The organism is Wenzhouxiangella limi (assembly GCF_010499265.1).
Taxonomy (GTDB): Bacteria; Pseudomonadota; Gammaproteobacteria; order Xanthomonadales; family Wenzhouxiangellaceae; genus Wenzhouxiangella; species Wenzhouxiangella limi.
On sequence record NZ_JAAGSC010000040.1, the window covers coordinates 141666 to 157987 of the forward strand.

Below are 16322 nucleotides of genomic sequence, written 5' to 3' on the forward strand. Positions count from 1 at the left end.
GCGATCGCTCAGTTCTGCTCGGCCGCCGGCTTCGTGAGCTGCGGAAAGAAGGCCATGTCGGCGGTGAGCATGTGCTGCTTGACCAGCTTGTCGACCAGAAAGTCGATGACATCGCGCGTGTTCACGCTGCCGGTGCGAGCCTGATTGCGCAGCTTGCGCGCGCGCGTGAGCAGTCCGTTGTGGGCCTTGTGGTGTTGGTCCAGGTCCTCGTAGCCGATCTCGGCGAGGATGTTTTCCTCGTCGGAAAAATGCTGGGCGCAGTGTTCGATCAGTTCGTCGGCAAGTCTCAGAAAGTCCTCCTTGCCGACGGTTTCGTCCAGGCTGGCGGCAATCAGTCGGTTGCCCATTCGAAACAGTTCCCTGTGCTGTTGATCGATCAGGGGATGACCGCTTTCGTAGATGGATTTCCACGGCATCAGGACCGGGCTGTCGCCGTACTCGCCGCCGATCAGGCGATCCGCGTTCGCCTCGGCGCAGACTACCTGGTCGCGTCCCAGATTCTTGGCCTCATACAACGCATCATCGGCACGACTGAACCAGGCTTCGGCCGTCTCACCGCGCTCCAGTTCGGCAGCGCCGATGCTGACGGTGACCACACCCGCGGTCTCGAAGCAGAACTGGCCGATCGCCTGCCGCAGGCGCTCGGCGATGAATCGAGCCGCCGACAGTGAAGTGTTGGGCAGCAGGACGGTGAACTCCTCTCCGCCCCAGCGAAACAGGCTGTCGACCAGGCGGATCTGCTGGCGTATCAGATCGCTGACCTGCCGCAGCACCTCGTCTCCGACGCTATGGCCGTGCTCATCGTTGACGCGCTTGAAGTGATCGATATCGAGCACCAGCAGGCAGATCGGCTGACCGTAGCGTTCGGCCCTGGGAATCTCGATGTGAAGGAATTCGTCGAACTGGTTGCGGTTCCATACCCCGGTCAGAGCATCGGTCATGCTGCGTTTTCGGGCCTCTTCGAGCTGGGCCTGCAAGCGCTTGATTCGCGGATCGTCTTCATGCTCAATCAGCGTCACGAGCCGGCAGTGTTCCAGCGGAATCGCGAACAGTTGTCGACTGGTACGGTCTTGTCCATCGCTGCGCGCGAGGGTGATCAGACGACGCGCCTTGGACCCGGTCAGCGCGGCCCGTGTTGTGGCCGACAGGGTGCCGTCCGGCAGGACGTCTTGCATGGCGCTGTTGATGAATGCGACCTCACCTTGTTCATCCAGTACGGCAATGGGCTCGGACGACAAACGACCCTGCTGACAAAGCAAATCCAACTCACTGTTGATGATTGTTGTTTTCATGCTGGCTGGCTGTGCGTCGGGATACCTGAAGTCTGGACCAAACGGCTGGTGATTACAAATCGGCGAGCCAGCGTTCTAGACCAATAGCTGACCTTCCAGATAAGCCGCGGCCTCGGGGCTGGCCGGTGACTGGAAGAAGGTCGAGGCCGCGCTTTGTTCCTGGATGCGGCCGTTGGCGATGAACAGGACTTCCCCGGCCAGCCGCCGGGCTTGGGTCAGATCATGCGTGGTCAGAATTACCTGTGTGCCGCTGGCATGGACTTCACGGATCAGGTGTTCAATTTTCTGCGTGCTGCGCGGGTCCAGGTTGGCGCAGGGTTCATCGAAAAACAGCACCCTGGGCCGCTGAACCCACGCTCGGAGAATCGCCAGGCGCTGGGCCTCGCCACCCGACAGTCGTGGCGCCGGCTGTTGCGCCAGATCCTGCAGCTCAGCGCGTTGCAAGGCATCAAGCGCGCGCTGACGACGCTGCTGCCGGGGGACCCGGCTGTGAGCCAGGGCGAACGTCAGGTTGGCCAGCACGGAGCGGCGCAGCATCACCGGTCGTTGCAGCACCATGCCGAGGTCGGCCTGGGCCAGCTGTGGTGAACGCCCGCCCCAGTCGATGGTGCCCTGGTCCGGGGTAATCAGTCCATGCAGTACCCGAAGTAGCAGGCTTTTGCCGGCGCCGTTGGGGCCGAGAATCACCTGGATATCTCGACTTTCCAGCACAAAGTTGACGTCGTCGAGCAGGGTACGGCCACTGCGCTGCAGGCACACACCGCGCACGGTCAGCGGCAGCAGAGGATTGGCCGAAGTCCGGGCCGATCCAAGCGACGCTGCGACTTCAGGCGTAGCGTCGGGCGGCGGCATTCTGGACGCTCATGACCAGCAGATTGACTGAAAGGGCGATGGTGACCAGGATGATGCCCAGCGCCAGCGCCAGCGCCAGATTGCCCTTGCTGGTTTCCAGTGCAATGGTGCTGGTCATTACGCGGGTGACGCCGCTGATGTTGCCGCCGACGATAAGAACCGCGCCGACTTCGGCGATGGCGCGACCGAAACCGGCCAGCACGGTCGTGACCAGCGAAAAACGACCGTCCCACAGCAGTGCGGTCACCATGCGCGCCGGCCGGGTGTTGAGCACCTGCAGCTGCTCACGGCTTTGGGCATCGAGGTCGGCCAGGGTCTGGCGCGCGAGTGCTGCGATGATCGGCGTGATCAGCAGAAACTGGGCGATGACCATGGCCTGCGGAGTGAACAGCAAACCCAGTTCGCCCAGCGGGCCGGCGCGCGAAAGCAGCAGATAGACCGCAAGCCCCACGACCACGGGAGGCAGACCCATCGAGGCGTTCAACAAGGCGGTCAGGGCGCCACGCCCGGGGAACCGAAGCACGGCGACCGCTGCACCCATCGGCAGCCCGACGATAGCCGCCAGTGCCGTCGCGCTCAGGCTGACCCATAGCGACAGGGTGACGATTTCGACCAGTTCCGGCTCCAGGGAAATCAGCAGGTGAAAGGTCAGGCGCAGAGATTCGGAAAAGTCATCCACCTGACGTAGTATAGAAGGTATGAACCGTTTGCCCTACCCTAAAGGAGACCCCGCATGAACGAAGAAAAGCTCAACCAGTCCGTTCGCAAGTTTCTCAAGCAGGTTGGCGTGACCTCCCAGCGTGAAATCGAACTCGCCGTGCGCTCGGCCTCCGAAGACGGCACCCTGCCGGACGGCGGCCTGGAGGTGAAAGTCGTGCTGCAGTGCCCGGATCTCGGTCTCGAGCACGAAGTCAAAGGTCAGCTCGAAGTCTGATCCCGCTTCGGCGCCTGAATCAGGCGCCGTTCCAGACCGGCTGGGCGAAGGGCTCGACCACCACCGTCTCGCCGGCCGCGACGTCGCCGACATCGGGCCCGAGATTGATCAGGCAGTCGGCCTCGCTCATCGAGCGCAGCACGCCGGAGCCCTGATGCCCGAACGGTGAGACCGCCTGTCCCTGATCGGCTGCGACCAGTCGACCGCGCTGAAACTCGCGCCGGCCGGGGCGCTTGCGGATGGCATCGGTGACCGGCAGCAACATCTGCAGTGGCAGCATCGGCCGTGCCCCGGCCAGGGTAACCAGCGCCGGCCGGACCAGCTGCAGGAACGTCACCATCGCCGAGACCGGGTTGCCGGGCAGGCCGAAGAACCAGGCCTGGTTGATCTTGCCGAACGCCAGCGGCCGGCCCGGCTTCATGGCGACCTGCCAGAAGCCGACGTTGCCGAGTTTTTCCAGCGCTTCGACGACGTAATCGGCGTCGCCGACCGAGGCGCCGCCGGTACTGAGCACGGCATCGCAGCGCGACGCCTTTTGCAGCGCCTCATCAAGCGCTTCGCGCTGGTCGGGCACAATCCCCAAGTCTTCGATCTCCACGCCCAGCTCGCTGAGCATGCCAAACAGGGTGTAGCGATTGGAGTCATGGATCTGACCCGGCGCCAGGGTCTCGCCGACCGGCTTGAGTTCGTCGCCGGTGGAGAAAAACGCCACTTTCGGATTGCGTTTCACGCGCACTTCCGGTACGCCCACCGAGGCCAGCACGCCGAGGTCGGCCGGGGTCAGCCAGCGACCGGGATGCAGCGCGGTGTCGCCGCGGGCCAGGTCTTCCCCGGCCGGGCGGACGTTGGCGCCGGGTTTGGCCGGCTTTTCAAAGCGCACCTGGTCGCCGTCGCGCGCGGTCTGCTCCTGCATGATGACCGTGTCGCTGCCCTCGGGCACGACCGCGCCGGTCATGATGCGAACGCATTCACCGGGTCCGACCAGTCCCTGGTAAGGGCGCCCGGCGAAGCTTTCGCCAACCAGTTTGAGTGCGGTGCCGGGTTCGGCCACGTCGGTACCGCGCAGGGCATAGCCGTCCATGGCCGAATTGGTATGGGCCGGGACGTCGATCGCCGCGGCCACCGGTTCGGCCAGCACCCGATGCAGGGCCTGATGAAGGTTGACCGTTTCGATGTCGGTCAGCGGGTCAACCGCCGCCAGGATGCGCGCGCGCGCCTCTTCCAGCGGGAGCGCCGGCGTATCGTGGCCGCCGGCCGCCTTGCGTGCCTTGATGCTCATGAATCCGGATCCTGTTGCTTAAAGTTGTTCGGCCAGAGCATCGCGCTGCTCCGGCGTATTGATGTTGTCGAAAGCCTGGGGGGCATCGCTGAAGTCGACCCGCGACCAGCGGCGCGTAGCGTACCACGCGTCCGGCTTGCGTTCGCCGGCCTCCAGGGCGCGAGTGAGGTCGGGTAGAAGGTCGCTGCGAAACAGTCCGTGCAGCGTATGGACCCGGCCGGCGGCTTCGGCGACGGCCAGCTCGGCGTCTTCTTCGATCAGGGCGCGGGCCAGGCGCGCGACCAAATCGCGAGGCAGTCTCGGCGTGTCGCACGGCACGATGGCGACATACGGCGTTGCGGCGGCTTCGAGGACCGCGTGCAGGCCGGCCAGCGGCCCCTGGAAGCCTTCGTGACGGTCGCCGATGACCGGCAGGCCGAACGAGGCGTAGTCGGCCTGGGATCGATTGGCGTTGATCAGGAGGTGACCCGCCTGCGGCCGCACGGCATCCAGCGTCCAGGCGATCATGGGTCTGCCAAGCACCTCGACCAGGCCCTTGTCGACGCCGCCCATGCGGCGGCCCATACCGCCGGCCAGGATGGCCAGGGTGATGTTGTCAGTTGCGGGGACTGGATTCATGTTCGTGGTTCTCCCGGGCGCTGTCGGCACAGAAATGGGTGTAGTCGATGTAGCCGGGGAATTTCCGTCCCGGGGCACAATAGCGGCATTCCGGGTCGGCCCCCAGGCGCACCTCGCGCAGACGGGTGTTTCGGCCATCAAACAGCAGCAGTCGTCCGGCCAGGGTTTCACCGATGCCGGTGGCCAGTTTGATCACCTCCAGCGCCTGCAGCAGGCCGATGATCCCCGGCACCACGCCGAGGACGCCGGCCTCGTTGCATGACGGTGCGTGCTCGGGCGGCGGCGGTTCGGCGAAAAGACAGCGGTAGCAGGGTCGACCGCCGGCCGGGAACACCGAGACCTGGCCTTCGAAACCCTGTACCGCGCCGTAGACGTTGGCCAGCCCGAGCCGGATGCAGGCGTCGTTGACCAGGTACCGGGTCGGAAAGTTGTCGGAACCGTCGACGACGATGTCGTAGTCGGCAAAGATCGATTCGACGTTGCCCGAATCCAGCCGCACGGGGTGCGTCCGGACATTGATCGAGGGGTTGAGCGCTTCCAGGGTCAGCCGCGCGGATTCGGTCTTGGGCAGGCCGACCCGGTCGTCGCGATGCAGCACCTGGCGGTGCAGATTGGAGCGATCGACGCGGTCATGATCGACCAAGCCGAGGGTGCCGATGCCGGCCGCGGCCAGGTACAGCGCCGACGGTGAGCCCAGCCCGCCGGCGCCGATCAGCAGAACGCGGGCCTGGCCCAGACGGGCCTGGCCGGCTGATCCCAGCTCGGGCAGCACCAGCTGGCGCTTGTAGCGCTGCAGCGCGTCGCGGTCCGGGGTCTCGGGCAGCACGTAGGGCAGACCCTCGTCTTTCCAGCGGTTGAATCCCCCCTGGACCGCGGCGACCCGGCGATAGCCCATCTGGCGCAGGTCGTCTGCGGCCAGCAGCGAGCGGGTCGTGGCGGCACACAGCAGCAGGATTTCCTGGTCCGGATCGGGCGCCACTTCAGCGATGCGCATCTCCAGATACCCGCGGGTCACGGCCTGCGCGGTTTCCGGCAGGCCTAGCGCGATCTCTTCGGTCTCGCGCACGTCCAGTAAAACTGCGCCGGCGCGGCTACGCGCCAGGGCTTCACTCGGACTGATCCGCGCGATTTCCCCACGCAGCTGTTCTAGGCGATCTTCCAGCGACATCGTTGAATCCTCAGCCGCCGGCCACGGAAGGCACGACCAGCAGCGTGTCGCCCGCGGTCAACGGCGTGTCCAGACCCTCGAGCGTGCGCACATCGCGTTCGTTGACGAACAGGTTGACGTGCGGTCGCAGCCGTCCGCCGCGGGTCAGGATTCGGCTGAGCAGCAGCGGATGGGATCGCCCCAGGTTTTCGAGGGCTTCGCCAACCGTGGTACCCGCGACTTCCAGGTTGGCGTGACCGCCAGCCAGCGTCTGCAGGGCGGCGGGCAGTTCTATTCGAATCATGACCGACCCTCGCTACGCTCAACGATTTCGATCACGGGCGCCCGGCGCGCGCCGGAACGCTTCAAACGGGTCAGGACCACGCGGTCGAAGCGCGAACTTTGGGCCAGCGCTCCGCGCGCGGCTTCGGTGGCTTTTTCCTGCGCGAGATCGTCGTCCACCTGGTTGATCACCGGCACGACGGCAAGACCGTCGGTGCCCTCCAAAAGACCGCCAGGGCGGGTGAACACGGCGGCCAGGTGGGCCGGGGTCAGTGTGGCGCCGATATCCACGCCCAGGACTTCGGCCACCCGTTCGGGTCGATGGACAAATTCATCGGTCAGCGGCTGGCCGATGACCTGGGCCGAAAGCACCATCAAAACGGTGCGGGTTTGGGTGGGCAGTACCGGTTCGCCCGGCTTCGGGCATTTCAGGCCGCGCATGCGCGCGCCGTCGGCCTTGACCAGGGTGAGATCGAATCCGCCGGCCTGGTGCAGCCGGTCCACGCCAGTCACGCTCATGCCGCCGTAGCGGCCGGGTTTTTCGCTGGGCAGGAGGAATGCATGTCGGCCGCCGTCCGGCAGATTTGCGGCCAGTTCCAGCAGCTCCTCTTCGGAACCGATATGCACCTCCACCCCGGTCCAGCGCGGTGGACGGGCGGTGAACACGGTCCCGGTCCAGGCGACCCGACCCGAAGCGCCGGCCGCCAGTTCATTGAGCACACTTTTCTTGCCGCCGGCCCCGATCGCCGCCACGATGCCGCCGCGCAAACCCAGCGCCTGCGCAAGCGCGCTCATGCCACGCCTCCGGCCTGGACGCTGAGTACGGGCGGCAGTACGGCCGGCAGCGCCTGCCAGGTCTCGCCGCGGTCGGTGCTGGCGTAGACCTGGCCGCTGGAGGTGCCGAAGTAGACGCCCAGCGGCGCGAGCCCGTCGGTATCGAGGCCGTCGCGCAAGACCGTGACGAAGCAGTTTTGCTGCGGCAGGCCCTCAGTCAGCGCCCGCCAGTCGGCGCCCGCGTTGTCGGTGCGATAGACGCGAAGCTTGCCGTCGACCGTGGCCCGAAACTGGCTGGAATCCTCCGGAATGGTAAACAGCGTATCCGGGTCGGCCGGGTCCAGACCCAGCGCATAGCCGAAGTCGCTGGGCAGGCCGGCGGTGATCTCATGCCAGCTGATACCGCCGTCATCGGAGCGCCAGGTGCCCGTGTGACTCTGGCGGTAGAGGCGATCGGGTTGGGTCGGGTGCATGCGCAGAGTATGGTCATTGTGGCCGGCCGGGGCATTCTTTTCGGGCAGATAGGGTGCGCGGATGCCGGTGTTGCAGGCGCGCCAGCTTGTTCCCGCATCGTCGGAGCGGTAGGTACCGCCGGCGGCCAGCGCCGCATACAGTCGACGTCCGCTGGCCGCCAGCGAGTGAACCGCGCAGCCGCCCTTGGCCGGGTGCCAGCGGTCGGCCGTCGGGTGAGTATGAAAGCCTTCGAGGCAAGACCAGCTCCCACCAGCGTCGTGCGAGACGAACAGGCCGGGTGGCTCGATTCCCGCATAAAGGGACTCGGGCTGGTCTGCCGGTCCCGGCGCTAGACTCCAGATGGTCTTGAGGTGCGCGGCATCATCGTCTTCGCCGTGACTGGGCACGGCGCTCAGGGGGTGCCAGTCGCGCCCGGCGTTATCGGTGCGATAGATGTGAATCCCCCAGATCGGGTGATGCGCTGCAGCGAATCCGCGCTGGCCGTCGCTGCGCGGGTCGAGAAAGGCGCGCTGGATCTCGTAGCCGGCCAGATGCGGCCCCTCGATCCTGAAGCGCTCGCGCTCAAGGTCGCTGCGGGCGATGAACAGGCCCTTGCGGGTGCCGATGAGCACGGCCACAGCGGACAGTTTCGACATGCAAAATGGTCTACGATGTTTAAGATTCAAACCAGTATATCGAATGCCTGAAATGAGCGAAGCACTGCAGCAGCGCATCGAGCAGATCGTGCTCGACGGCCAGCAGCGGGCCCTGGGCCCGGAGTTCCAGGGCGCGTGCGCCCGACCGCAGCTTGAAATCGTGGATCGAAAGGCCGCCGTGGCGCTGGAAGTGGCCTACCCGGCGCGGCGTTTCGGGCGCCGCCTGGCCGCCGAGCTCAAGAGCGCCATCCAGGGTCTGCCCGAGATCGACTCGGCCTCGGTGAAGGTCACCAGCAAGATCAGCCCGCACCAGGTCCAGCCCAACGTGCAGCGACTGCAGGTGGTCAAGAACATCATCGCCGTGTCCTCGGCCAAGGGCGGGGTCGGCAAGTCGACGGTGTCGGCCAACCTGGCCCTGGCGCTGGCTGCCGAGGGGGCCAAGGTGGGCATGCTCGACGCCGACATCTATGGTCCCAGCCAGCCGCGCATGCTGGGCATCAGCGGCCGACCTGATTCGGTCGACGGCACCACCTTCGAGCCGATGATGAGCTATTCGATCCAGTCGATTTCGGTCGGTTATCTGATCGATGAGGAAGAGCCGATGATCTGGCGCGGGCCGATGGTGACCAAGGCCATGCAGCAGCTGCTGGGCAACACCCGCTGGAAGGATCTGGACTACTTGATCATCGACATGCCGCCGGGGACCGGCGACATCCAGCTGACCCTGTCGCAGCAGGTGCCGGTGGCCGGTGCGGTCATCGTGACCACGCCCCAGGACATCGCCACTCTGGATGCGCGCAAGGGTCTGCAGATGTTCCGCAAGGTGAACGTGCCGGTTCTTGGCATTGTCGAAAACATGAGCCTGCACACCTGCTCCAACTGCGGCCATTCCGAGCACATCTTCGGCAGCGGCGGTGGCGAGCGCATCGCCAACGACTATGGTGTCCCGCTGCTGGGTTCGCTGCCGCTGGACCTGGCCATCCGCGAGCACGCCGACAACGGCCGGCCGACGGTGGTGGCCGAGCCCGACGGCGACATCGCCGGGCAGTACCGGCAGATCGCCGTGCGCATGGCGGCCAAGCTGTCGATGCAGGCCACCGACTTCACCCACAAGATGCCCAAGATCGTCATCAAACCATGAATATCGAACGTTACGCCCGTCGGCCCATGACGGTGATGATGGAGCGCACCGGCACGCGCTGGCAGGTGATCGGCATACTGCCGTCTCCGGCTGCAGCGGCCGGGCAGCGGCGCCGTGAGCTGGTGCGCGACGGTGGTGATTCCTGCATTTATCGCTGGGAGGGGCTGGAGTTGACGCTGACGCCCGATGCCTGCGACGATTACTGGTTCAATCTGACCAGTGCTCAGCCTCGTCTGTACGTGATTTGCCAGGTTGACGCCGACGGCGAGCCGCAGCCGCTGCGGATCACCGCCGATCAGGACGACTCGGTCGCGGCCGAGGAAGTCGAGGAGTTGTTCTACCAGGCCGCCATGCCCGCGTCCATCGTTCTGTGGATCAAGGAGTATGTTGCCACCCATTACCGACCCGGGCCGCGCAAGCAGAAGATCAAGGGCAAGCAGGGCGATAAATACCGGACACCGTTCGACGTGAAAAAGCCATGACCGAAGACGAAGGCTTCCTGCAGCGCTGGTCGCGGCGCAAGCAGTCCGCGCTGCGCGATGACGAGGTCTCCGAGGACGAATCGCAAACCCCCGGGGCCGATGAAGAGGCTGGTCTCATTGAGCCTTCAGCCGAGGAAGCCTCGTCGGCTGAGCTTGAGGCAGGGTCGGCTTCTGAGGCGGAGCTTGAGCCTGAACCCCCGGGTGACGAAGACATGCCCCCGCTGGAATCGATTGATGAAAGCGGCAGCGTGGCGGCTTTTCTCTCTCCCCGCGTCAGCGAGGGCCTGCGACGGGCCGCGCTGCGTCGCCTGTTCCGCCAGCCCAAGTACAACGTGGTTGACATGCTCGACGACTACGCAGAGGACTACAGCAAGCCGGTCGCGCTGGGCAGTGTCGTGACCGCGGACATGCGCTACCGCGCCGAGCAGGCGGCCAAGCGGATGGAGCGCAAACTCAAGGAATCGCTGGCTGACAAGGACGAAGAGGGCGAGTCGGTTGCAGCGACCGATGTGAATACCGAGGCCCCCGCAGAGCCAATCCCCCGGACAGGGGAAGAAACGATGGCCAGCGCTGGCGACAGGCCTGAGACCACCGACGGTCTCACTGACGATAGACATGAAAGTCGCGATGACGATCGCGATGACGATCTGAACGACAATCCCGATCGGCGGCCCGGCTGATCAACACCGAAGGAATCCCGTGCAAGAAGATCTTCTCGATATTGAACAACTGAGCGCCGCTGGCCCGACCGGCAAGGCCCGGGCCGCGGCCCTGGCCGATTTCGATCCGCCGCCGGAACCGATGGAGTGGGTGGAATACCGTTCCGAGGGGCGGCTGCTGATCATCGGGCCGGCCGACGAAGCCTGGCCGATCGCCGAGCAGCTCAAGTCGGACCTGAAGTGCACCATGCTCGCCACCGCGCCGCCCAGCGAGCCGCCAGATCGCGCGCCACCGGGCCGCTACCTGGATGGCCGCCCGCTGGAGCTATCCGGATACCTGGGTGAATTCACCCTGAAAGTCGAGGTTGACCGCGGTCGTGTGATTGAGGCCGGTCCGGCTTTTGGTATTGATCCGGGCACTTTCGACCTGGTGCTGGATCTGGACGGTTCCGCCGACTCGGGCGTGGACGAGCCGCCGCCGGGTTATTTCCGGGTTCGCAGCGAAGCCGATCTGGAGCGGGCGCTCGCGGAACTGCCGGACATGGTCGGCGAGTTTCAGAAACCCCGGTTCTTTGCCTACGATGCCGACATCTGCGCTCATGGCTCGCGCGGTCTGAGCGGCTGCCGCAAGTGCGTGGACGCCTGCGCGACCGGCGCGGTCTTCAGCGTCGGCGAAAAAGTCGAGGTCGATCCATACCTGTGCCAGGGCTGCGGCAGCTGCGTGACCGTTTGTCCTTCCGGGGCGATGAGCTACGCCGCACCGTCATCGGAAGATCTGCTCGATTCGGTGCGCCGCCTGCTGGCCAACTATCGCGCCCACGCCGGCGCCGAAGCGGTGGCCCCGGATGTCCTGATCTACAGCGCAGAGAGCGCCGCGGATACGCTCGCCGCCCGGGCATCCGAGCTGCCCGAACACGTGTTGCCCGTGGCCGTCGAGAACGCCGGCTCGGTCGGTGCCGACAGCTGGCTGGCCATCCTGGCCTACGGCGCTGGTCGGATCATTTTGCTGAGCGGAGAGGAGCCGGCGCCTACGCTGGGCGATGCCACGCGCCGCCAGATCGATATCTATCGCCCCATCCTGACCGGCCTGGGCGACCCGCACAGCGATGAGCGCGTCCAATTCTGGGCCGGATCCGTCGAGGCGGCCTCGGTGGCGGTTCCTTTAGCGCCCATGACCAGCACCCCGGCCACCTTCGCCGCGCTGGGTACCAAGCGCGAAATCCTGCGCCAGGCGCTGGGGCATCTGCATGCCGAAGCCGGGAGTGAACGGGTCGAGACCGTGGCGCTGCCCTCCTCGGCGCCTTTTGGCAAAATCGAGGTCGACGCCGATGCCTGCACGCTGTGCATGGCCTGCGTGTCGGTGTGCCCGGTTTCGGCCATCCAGGGCGGGGGCGACCTGCCGCAGCTGTACTTTCGCGAAGACCACTGCGTGCAGTGCGGGATGTGCGAATCCTCATGTCCGGAAGACGCCATCAGCCTGCAGGCGCGGATGCATTTTCCCGCCCACCTGGAGCCGGCCCGCCGCCTGCTCAACGAAGAGGAGATGCATCACTGCGATGCCTGCGGCAAGCCTTTCGCCACGCGCAAGATGATGGAAAGCATGCTGCGGCGTCTGCAGGGGCACTGGATGTTTCAGGGCGAGGAAGCCCTGGCCCGCATTCGATTGTGCGAAGACTGTCGCATCCAGAGGATGTACGAAGACGAGGGCGGTGTGGTCGCGCATCCGCCTGAGCGTCGCAATTGATCTTGCGAAATCGCTTACGACTTTGGTCGATACAACTTGACTTGTCGGCATTCGCAAGACTACATTGTTGCTTCGGGGAAAGGTACAAATGAGATGCAACAAATCGGAGAGAGCGCGGTGAGCGATCACCGCCCTTTGGAAACAACAAGCTCAGCCGAAGGCGCGAAGGCCCGGACCGAGGCCTATGGGCTTCTGGCCGGTCTATTGCGCAACCCGCCGAGCGCCGAGCTCCTGCAGCTTTTGGCCGATCGTGCTGACGGTCCGGGGCAGGCGCAGCGGCCGACCGACCTTCAGGCTGCCTGGACGAGGTTGTCGGAAGCCGCCCGAAGCGCTGATCCTGCGGCGGTTGACGACGAATTCCACAAGCTGTTCATTGGCCTGGGGCGCGGCGAATTGCTGCCCTACGGCAGTTATTACCTCACCGGTTTTTTGATGGACAAGCCGCTGGCGGCATTGCGCGACGAGCTCTCTCGCCTTGGAATCCAGCGTGCCGACGGCGTGTCCGAACCGGAAGATCACGCGGCCGCCATCTGCGAGACGATGGTGCTGCTGGCCGATCCTGAGCACGGCATTCCGTTGCCCGGCCAGCAGGCTTTTTTCAGCGAGTATGTGGGCGCCTGGTTGCCCCGGTTTTTCAGTGATGTTCAGGGCGCGAAGAATGCCGATTTCTACCGGTCGGTCGGCCGGCTGGGAGAAGCATTCATGGAGTTTGAAAGAGTTTGGCTCAGTTTGCCAGAATAATCCTATTGGAGAGAGACATGAAACGAGCAAGTGAATCTGCACCCAAGCCAGCCATCGACTTGTCGCGCCGTCGACTCATGACCGGCGCGATCGGTGCCGGTGCCGCAGCCGGCCTGGGCCTGGTGTCCATCAACGGGCAGGCAGCTGCCCCGGAGCAGTCCAAGCCCAAGGCGGAAAGCACCTGCTACCGCGAAACCGACCACATTCGGCGCTACTACGACAGCGCCCGCTTCTAAAGGCCGCCCCTGGCGCCGAATCCAGTCTGGAGGAGAACTATGAAACTTATTCGCAAGCAAGCCGCCAACGAGGCCGTCCGCGCCTCCCGGGGCAAGGCCTTTGATCGCCGGACGTTTCTCAAGCGTTCCGGCTTGACCGCCGGTGGCACCGCACTGGCAGCCTCGGTGCCGCTGAGCATGATGCGTCGCGTCGACGCGCAGCAGCCGGCCGAGGGCAACTCGGGGCCTATTGAGATCAAGCGCACCGTCTGCAGCCACTGCTCGGTTGGATGCGGCGCCAAGGCGACCGTTCAAAACGGCGTCTGGATCGGCCAGGAGCCCGATTTCGACTCGCCGTTCAACATGGGTGGTCACTGCGCCAAGGGTGCGGCCCTGCGCTCGCACGGGCACAGCGACAAGCGGGTGAAATACCCGATGAAGCTTGAGGGCGGCCAGTGGAAGCGGCTGAGCTGGGATCAGGCGATCGACGAGATCGGCGACAAGTTCATGCAGATTCGTGAAGAGTCCGGACCGGATTCGGTCTGGCACTGCGGCTCCTCCAAGGCCAATAACGAGGGCGCCTATCTGCAGCGCAAGTACGCCGCTTTCTGGGGTACCAACAACATGGACCACCAGGCCCGCATCTGCCACTCGACCACGGTCGCCGGCGTTGCCAATACCTGGGGCTATGGTGCGATGACCAACTCCTACAACGACATGCACAACTGCAAGTCGATGATCTTCATCGGGTCAAATGCCGCCGAGGCCCACCCGGTGGCCATGCAGCACATCCTGCGCGGCAAGGAGAACGGCTCGAAGCTGGTCGTGGTCGACCCGCGTCTGACCCGCACCGCCGCCCACGCCGACCAGCACATCCGCATCCGGCCCGGTACCGACATTCCGTTCGTCTGGGGCCTGCTCTGGCACATTTTCGAAAACGGCTGGGAAGACAGCGAATACATCCGCCAGCGCGTCTACGCCATGGATGAAATCCGCCGCGAAGTCGCCAACTGGACGCCCGACAAGGTCGAAGATATCGCCGGTGTGCCGGAAGACCAGATGTACCAGTGCGCCAAGACGCTGGCCGAAAACCGGCCGGGCACCATCGTCTGGTGCATGGGCGGTACCCAGCACCATGTCGGTAACGCCAACACCCGGGCCTACTGCGTGCTGCAGCTGGCGCTGGGCAATATCGGCAAATCCGGCGGTGGCGCCAACATCTTCCGCGGCCACGACAACGTCCAGGGCGCGACCGACGTCGGACCCAACTGTCACACCTTGCCAGGCTACTACGGTTTGTCCGAGGCTGGCTGGCGCCACTGGGCGCGGGTCTGGGACGTCGATTTCGAGTGGCTCAAGAATCGCTTCGACGACGGGCGCTACGCCGACAACTCGGGCAACCCGGCCCATCCCATGAACCTGCCTGGCGTGCCCGTTTCGCGCTGGATCGACGGCATTCTGGAAGACCCGGAGAATTTCTCCCAGCGTGACAACATCCGCGCGGTCTTCTTCCAGGGCCACGCTGTCAACAGCCAGGTCCGGGGGGTGGAAATGAAAAAGGCCGTCGAGAAACTCGACCTGGTCGTCATCTCCGATCCCTATCCGACCCACCTGGCGATCATGTCCGAGCGTACCGACGGCGTTTATCTGCTGCCGACGGCCACCCAGTTCGAGCAGTCCGGTTCCTGCACCGCCTCGAACCGTTCGCTGCAGTGGCGCGAAAAGGTCATCGATCCGCTCTATGAGTCCAAGACCGATGCCCAGATCCTGTACCTGATGGCCAAGAAGTTCGGCTTCGCCGACGAAATGTTCAAAAACATCTCTGTCAGTGAAGACGGAACGCCCAGCCCTGAGGACACGCTGCGCGAGATCAACCGCGGCACCTGGACCATCGGCTACACCGGCCAGAGCCCGGAACGTCTGAAGCTGCACCTGGAAAACAAGCACACCTTCAACACCACGACGCTGAAAGCCCAGGGTGGGCCCTGCGACGGCGATACCTACGGCATGCCGTGGCCGTGCTGGGGGACGCCGGAGGTCAAGCACCCGGGCTCACACGTCCTCTACAACCCGGATCTGCCGGTGTCCCAAGGCGGCCTGCCGTTCCGCGCCCGCTTCGGTACCGAGCACAATGGCACCAACATTCTGGCCGAGGATTCCTGGAGCAAGGATTCAGAGATCCAGGAAGGGCATCCCGCGGTGACCTACGGCATGCTTCGCACCATGGGTTGGCATAGCGAACTGACCCCGGATGAAATGGCTACGATTGCCTGGGTTGCCGGATTGGCCGACAAGCCCAACGGCAGCGTCAGCGAGGCCGACATCGCCGAGTACCGGACGATGGAGTCCGATGCCCTCGACGGGGTGGCCTGGCATACCGACCTCTCCGGCGGTATCCAGCGCATCTGCCTGAAGCACGAGGTTGCGCCGTTCGGCAACGCCAAGGCGCGCGCGATCGTCTGGACCTTCCCGGATCCCGTGCCCATCCACCGCGAGCCGCTGTACACGCCGCGCTACGACCTGGTCGACCAGTATCCGACCCACGACGATATGCAGACCCGCTGGCGTCTTCCGACGCGCTATGCATCGGTCCAGGCCGATGATTTCTCCGGCGATTTCCCGCTGGTCTTCACCAGCGGCCGTCTGGTCGAATACGAAGGCGGCGGTGAGGAAACCCGCTCCATGAGCTGGCTGGCCGAACTGCAGCAGGAAATGTTCGTCGAGATCAATCCGACCGACGCCAACGACCGCGGTCTGCGCGACAATGACTGGGTCTGGCTGGAAGGGCCGGAAGGCGGGCGGATCAAGATTCGCGCCATGATCACCGAACGCGTGGGTCGAGGCGTCGTCTGGACACCGTTCCACTTCGGTGGCTGGTTCCAGGGCGAAGATCTGGTCGGCCGCTACCCGGAAGGCACCGCGCCGTACGTACGTGGAGAGGCTTGTAATACCGCCAAGACCTACGGATACGATCCCATCACTCTGATGCAGGAGACCAAGTCGACCCTGTGCCAGATCCAGAAGGCCGCCTGAGGCTTTAGGAAGGAGGAGAC

Annotated in this window: 17 protein-coding genes; 8 read left to right on the top strand and 9 right to left on the bottom strand. The window is 64.9% G+C overall.

The window, feature by feature from the left end:
- Positions 1-8: 8 nt before the first annotated feature.
- The 3 genes from G3I74_RS07830 to G3I74_RS07840 all read right to left on the bottom strand — a co-directional run bounded on the left by G3I74_RS07830 (position 9) and on the right by G3I74_RS07840 (position 2823).
- On the bottom strand, positions 9-1292 hold the full coding sequence (locus tag G3I74_RS07830; protein ID WP_164211028.1) for a diguanylate cyclase: 1284 nt from the start codon (positions 1290-1292) through the stop codon (positions 9-11).
- 75 nt (positions 1293-1367) lie between these two features.
- The gene (locus G3I74_RS07835) at positions 1368-2144 is read right to left on the bottom strand and encodes an ATP-binding cassette domain-containing protein (protein ID WP_164211029.1); all 777 of its coding nucleotides are present in this window, start codon (positions 2142-2144) and stop codon (positions 1368-1370) included.
- On the bottom strand, positions 2119-2823 hold the full coding sequence (locus tag G3I74_RS07840) for an ABC transporter permease (protein WP_164211030.1): 705 nt from the start codon (positions 2821-2823) through the stop codon (positions 2119-2121). Before G3I74_RS07840 ends, G3I74_RS07835 begins: the two co-directional genes overlap by 26 nt.
- A gap of 54 nt (positions 2824-2877) precedes the next feature.
- Between G3I74_RS07840 and G3I74_RS07845 the strand changes: the two genes are divergently transcribed.
- Complete coding sequence (locus G3I74_RS07845; RefSeq protein WP_164211031.1) at positions 2878-3078, top strand: DUF6494 family protein; 201 nt, start codon at positions 2878-2880, stop codon at positions 3076-3078.
- A gap of 19 nt (positions 3079-3097) precedes the next feature.
- Here G3I74_RS07845 and moeA read toward each other — a convergent pair whose 3' ends face one another.
- Genes moeA through G3I74_RS07870 form a run of 6 tightly spaced genes read right to left on the bottom strand, consistent with a single transcriptional unit; the run spans position 3098 to position 8287 of the window.
- Positions 3098-4357, bottom strand: a complete 1260-nt coding sequence (moeA, locus tag G3I74_RS07850; protein ID WP_164211032.1) for a molybdopterin molybdotransferase MoeA — start codon at positions 4355-4357, stop codon at positions 3098-3100.
- Positions 4358-4375: 18 nt separating this feature from the next.
- On the bottom strand, positions 4376-4975 hold the full coding sequence (gene mobA, locus G3I74_RS07855) for a molybdenum cofactor guanylyltransferase MobA (RefSeq protein WP_164211033.1): 600 nt from the start codon (positions 4973-4975) through the stop codon (positions 4376-4378).
- Positions 4953-6143, bottom strand: a complete 1191-nt coding sequence (gene moeB, locus G3I74_RS07860; protein ID WP_203594619.1) for a molybdopterin-synthase adenylyltransferase MoeB — start codon at positions 6141-6143, stop codon at positions 4953-4955. Before moeB ends, mobA begins: the two co-directional genes overlap by 23 nt.
- Positions 6144-6153: 10 nt before the next feature.
- Positions 6154-6426: a ubiquitin-like small modifier protein 1 gene (locus G3I74_RS15705; protein ID WP_203594620.1), complete on the bottom strand. Its 273-nt coding sequence runs from the start codon at positions 6424-6426 to the stop codon at positions 6154-6156.
- Positions 6423-7199, bottom strand: a complete 777-nt coding sequence (gene yqeC / locus G3I74_RS07865; protein WP_164211034.1) for a selenium cofactor biosynthesis protein YqeC — start codon at positions 7197-7199, stop codon at positions 6423-6425. The genes G3I74_RS15705 and yqeC overlap by 4 nt, the downstream gene beginning before the upstream one ends.
- A complete protein-coding gene (locus G3I74_RS07870; protein ID WP_164211035.1) occupies positions 7196-8287 on the bottom strand; it encodes a WD40/YVTN/BNR-like repeat-containing protein in 1092 nt (363 codons plus the stop codon). The genes yqeC and G3I74_RS07870 overlap by 4 nt, the downstream gene beginning before the upstream one ends.
- Positions 8288-8339: 52 nt before the next feature.
- Here G3I74_RS07870 and apbC point away from each other — a divergent pair, with 52 nt between their 5' ends.
- The 7 genes from apbC to G3I74_RS07905 are packed head-to-tail and all read left to right on the top strand — an operon-like array spanning position 8340 to position 16302.
- Positions 8340-9428, top strand: coding sequence for an iron-sulfur cluster carrier protein ApbC (apbC, locus tag G3I74_RS07875; RefSeq protein ID WP_164211036.1), 1089 nt, complete (start codon positions 8340-8342; stop codon positions 9426-9428).
- Positions 9425-9910, top strand: coding sequence for a DUF3305 domain-containing protein (locus G3I74_RS07880; protein WP_164211037.1), 486 nt, complete (start codon positions 9425-9427; stop codon positions 9908-9910). The genes apbC and G3I74_RS07880 overlap by 4 nt, the downstream gene beginning before the upstream one ends.
- Complete coding sequence (locus G3I74_RS07885; protein WP_164211038.1) at positions 9907-10590, top strand: DUF3306 domain-containing protein; 684 nt, start codon at positions 9907-9909, stop codon at positions 10588-10590. The genes G3I74_RS07880 and G3I74_RS07885 overlap by 4 nt, the downstream gene beginning before the upstream one ends.
- 19 nt (positions 10591-10609) lie before the next feature.
- Positions 10610-12313 carry a 4Fe-4S binding protein gene (locus G3I74_RS07890; RefSeq protein ID WP_164211039.1) on the top strand — a complete coding sequence of 568 codons (1704 nt, stop codon included), beginning with the start codon at positions 10610-10612 and terminating at the stop codon, positions 12311-12313.
- Between the two features lie 36 nt (positions 12314-12349).
- The gene (locus G3I74_RS07895) at positions 12350-13054 is read left to right on the top strand and encodes a TorD/DmsD family molecular chaperone (protein WP_164211040.1); all 705 of its coding nucleotides are present in this window, start codon (positions 12350-12352) and stop codon (positions 13052-13054) included.
- Between the two features lie 17 nt (positions 13055-13071).
- The gene (locus G3I74_RS07900) at positions 13072-13290 is read left to right on the top strand and encodes a formate dehydrogenase (protein ID WP_164211041.1); all 219 of its coding nucleotides are present in this window, start codon (positions 13072-13074) and stop codon (positions 13288-13290) included.
- Between the two features lie 39 nt (positions 13291-13329).
- Complete coding sequence (locus G3I74_RS07905) at positions 13330-16302, top strand: formate dehydrogenase subunit alpha (protein WP_164211042.1); 2973 nt, start codon at positions 13330-13332, stop codon at positions 16300-16302.
- Positions 16303-16322 lie beyond the last annotated feature (20 nt).

Coding starts and splice junctions, on each gene's coding strand:
- moeB (WP_203594619.1), bottom strand. CDS start 6,143: ATGTCGCTGGAAGATCGCCTAGAACAGCTGCGTGGGGAAATCGCGCGG.
- mobA (WP_164211033.1), bottom strand. CDS start 4,975: ATGAATCCAGTCCCCGCAACTGACAACATCACCCTGGCCATCCTGGCC.
- G3I74_RS07845 (WP_164211031.1), top strand. CDS start 2,878: ATGAACGAAGAAAAGCTCAACCAGTCCGTTCGCAAGTTTCTCAAGCAG.
- G3I74_RS07880 (WP_164211037.1), top strand. CDS start 9,425: ATGAATATCGAACGTTACGCCCGTCGGCCCATGACGGTGATGATGGAG.
- G3I74_RS15705 (WP_203594620.1), bottom strand. CDS start 6,426: ATGATTCGAATAGAACTGCCCGCCGCCCTGCAGACGCTGGCTGGCGGT.
- G3I74_RS07905 (WP_164211042.1), top strand. CDS start 13,330: ATGAAACTTATTCGCAAGCAAGCCGCCAACGAGGCCGTCCGCGCCTCC.
- yqeC (WP_164211034.1), bottom strand. CDS start 7,199: ATGAGCGCGCTTGCGCAGGCGCTGGGTTTGCGCGGCGGCATCGTGGCG.
- G3I74_RS07900 (WP_164211041.1), top strand. CDS start 13,072: ATGAAACGAGCAAGTGAATCTGCACCCAAGCCAGCCATCGACTTGTCG.
- apbC (WP_164211036.1), top strand. CDS start 8,340: ATGAGCGAAGCACTGCAGCAGCGCATCGAGCAGATCGTGCTCGACGGC.
- G3I74_RS07870 (WP_164211035.1), bottom strand. CDS start 8,287: ATGTCGAAACTGTCCGCTGTGGCCGTGCTCATCGGCACCCGCAAGGGC.
- G3I74_RS07830 (WP_164211028.1), bottom strand. CDS start 1,292: ATGAAAACAACAATCATCAACAGTGAGTTGGATTTGCTTTGTCAGCAG.
- G3I74_RS07885 (WP_164211038.1), top strand. CDS start 9,907: ATGACCGAAGACGAAGGCTTCCTGCAGCGCTGGTCGCGGCGCAAGCAG.
- moeA (WP_164211032.1), bottom strand. CDS start 4,357: ATGAGCATCAAGGCACGCAAGGCGGCCGGCGGCCACGATACGCCGGCG.
- G3I74_RS07835 (WP_164211029.1), bottom strand. CDS start 2,144: ATGCCGCCGCCCGACGCTACGCCTGAAGTCGCAGCGTCGCTTGGATCG.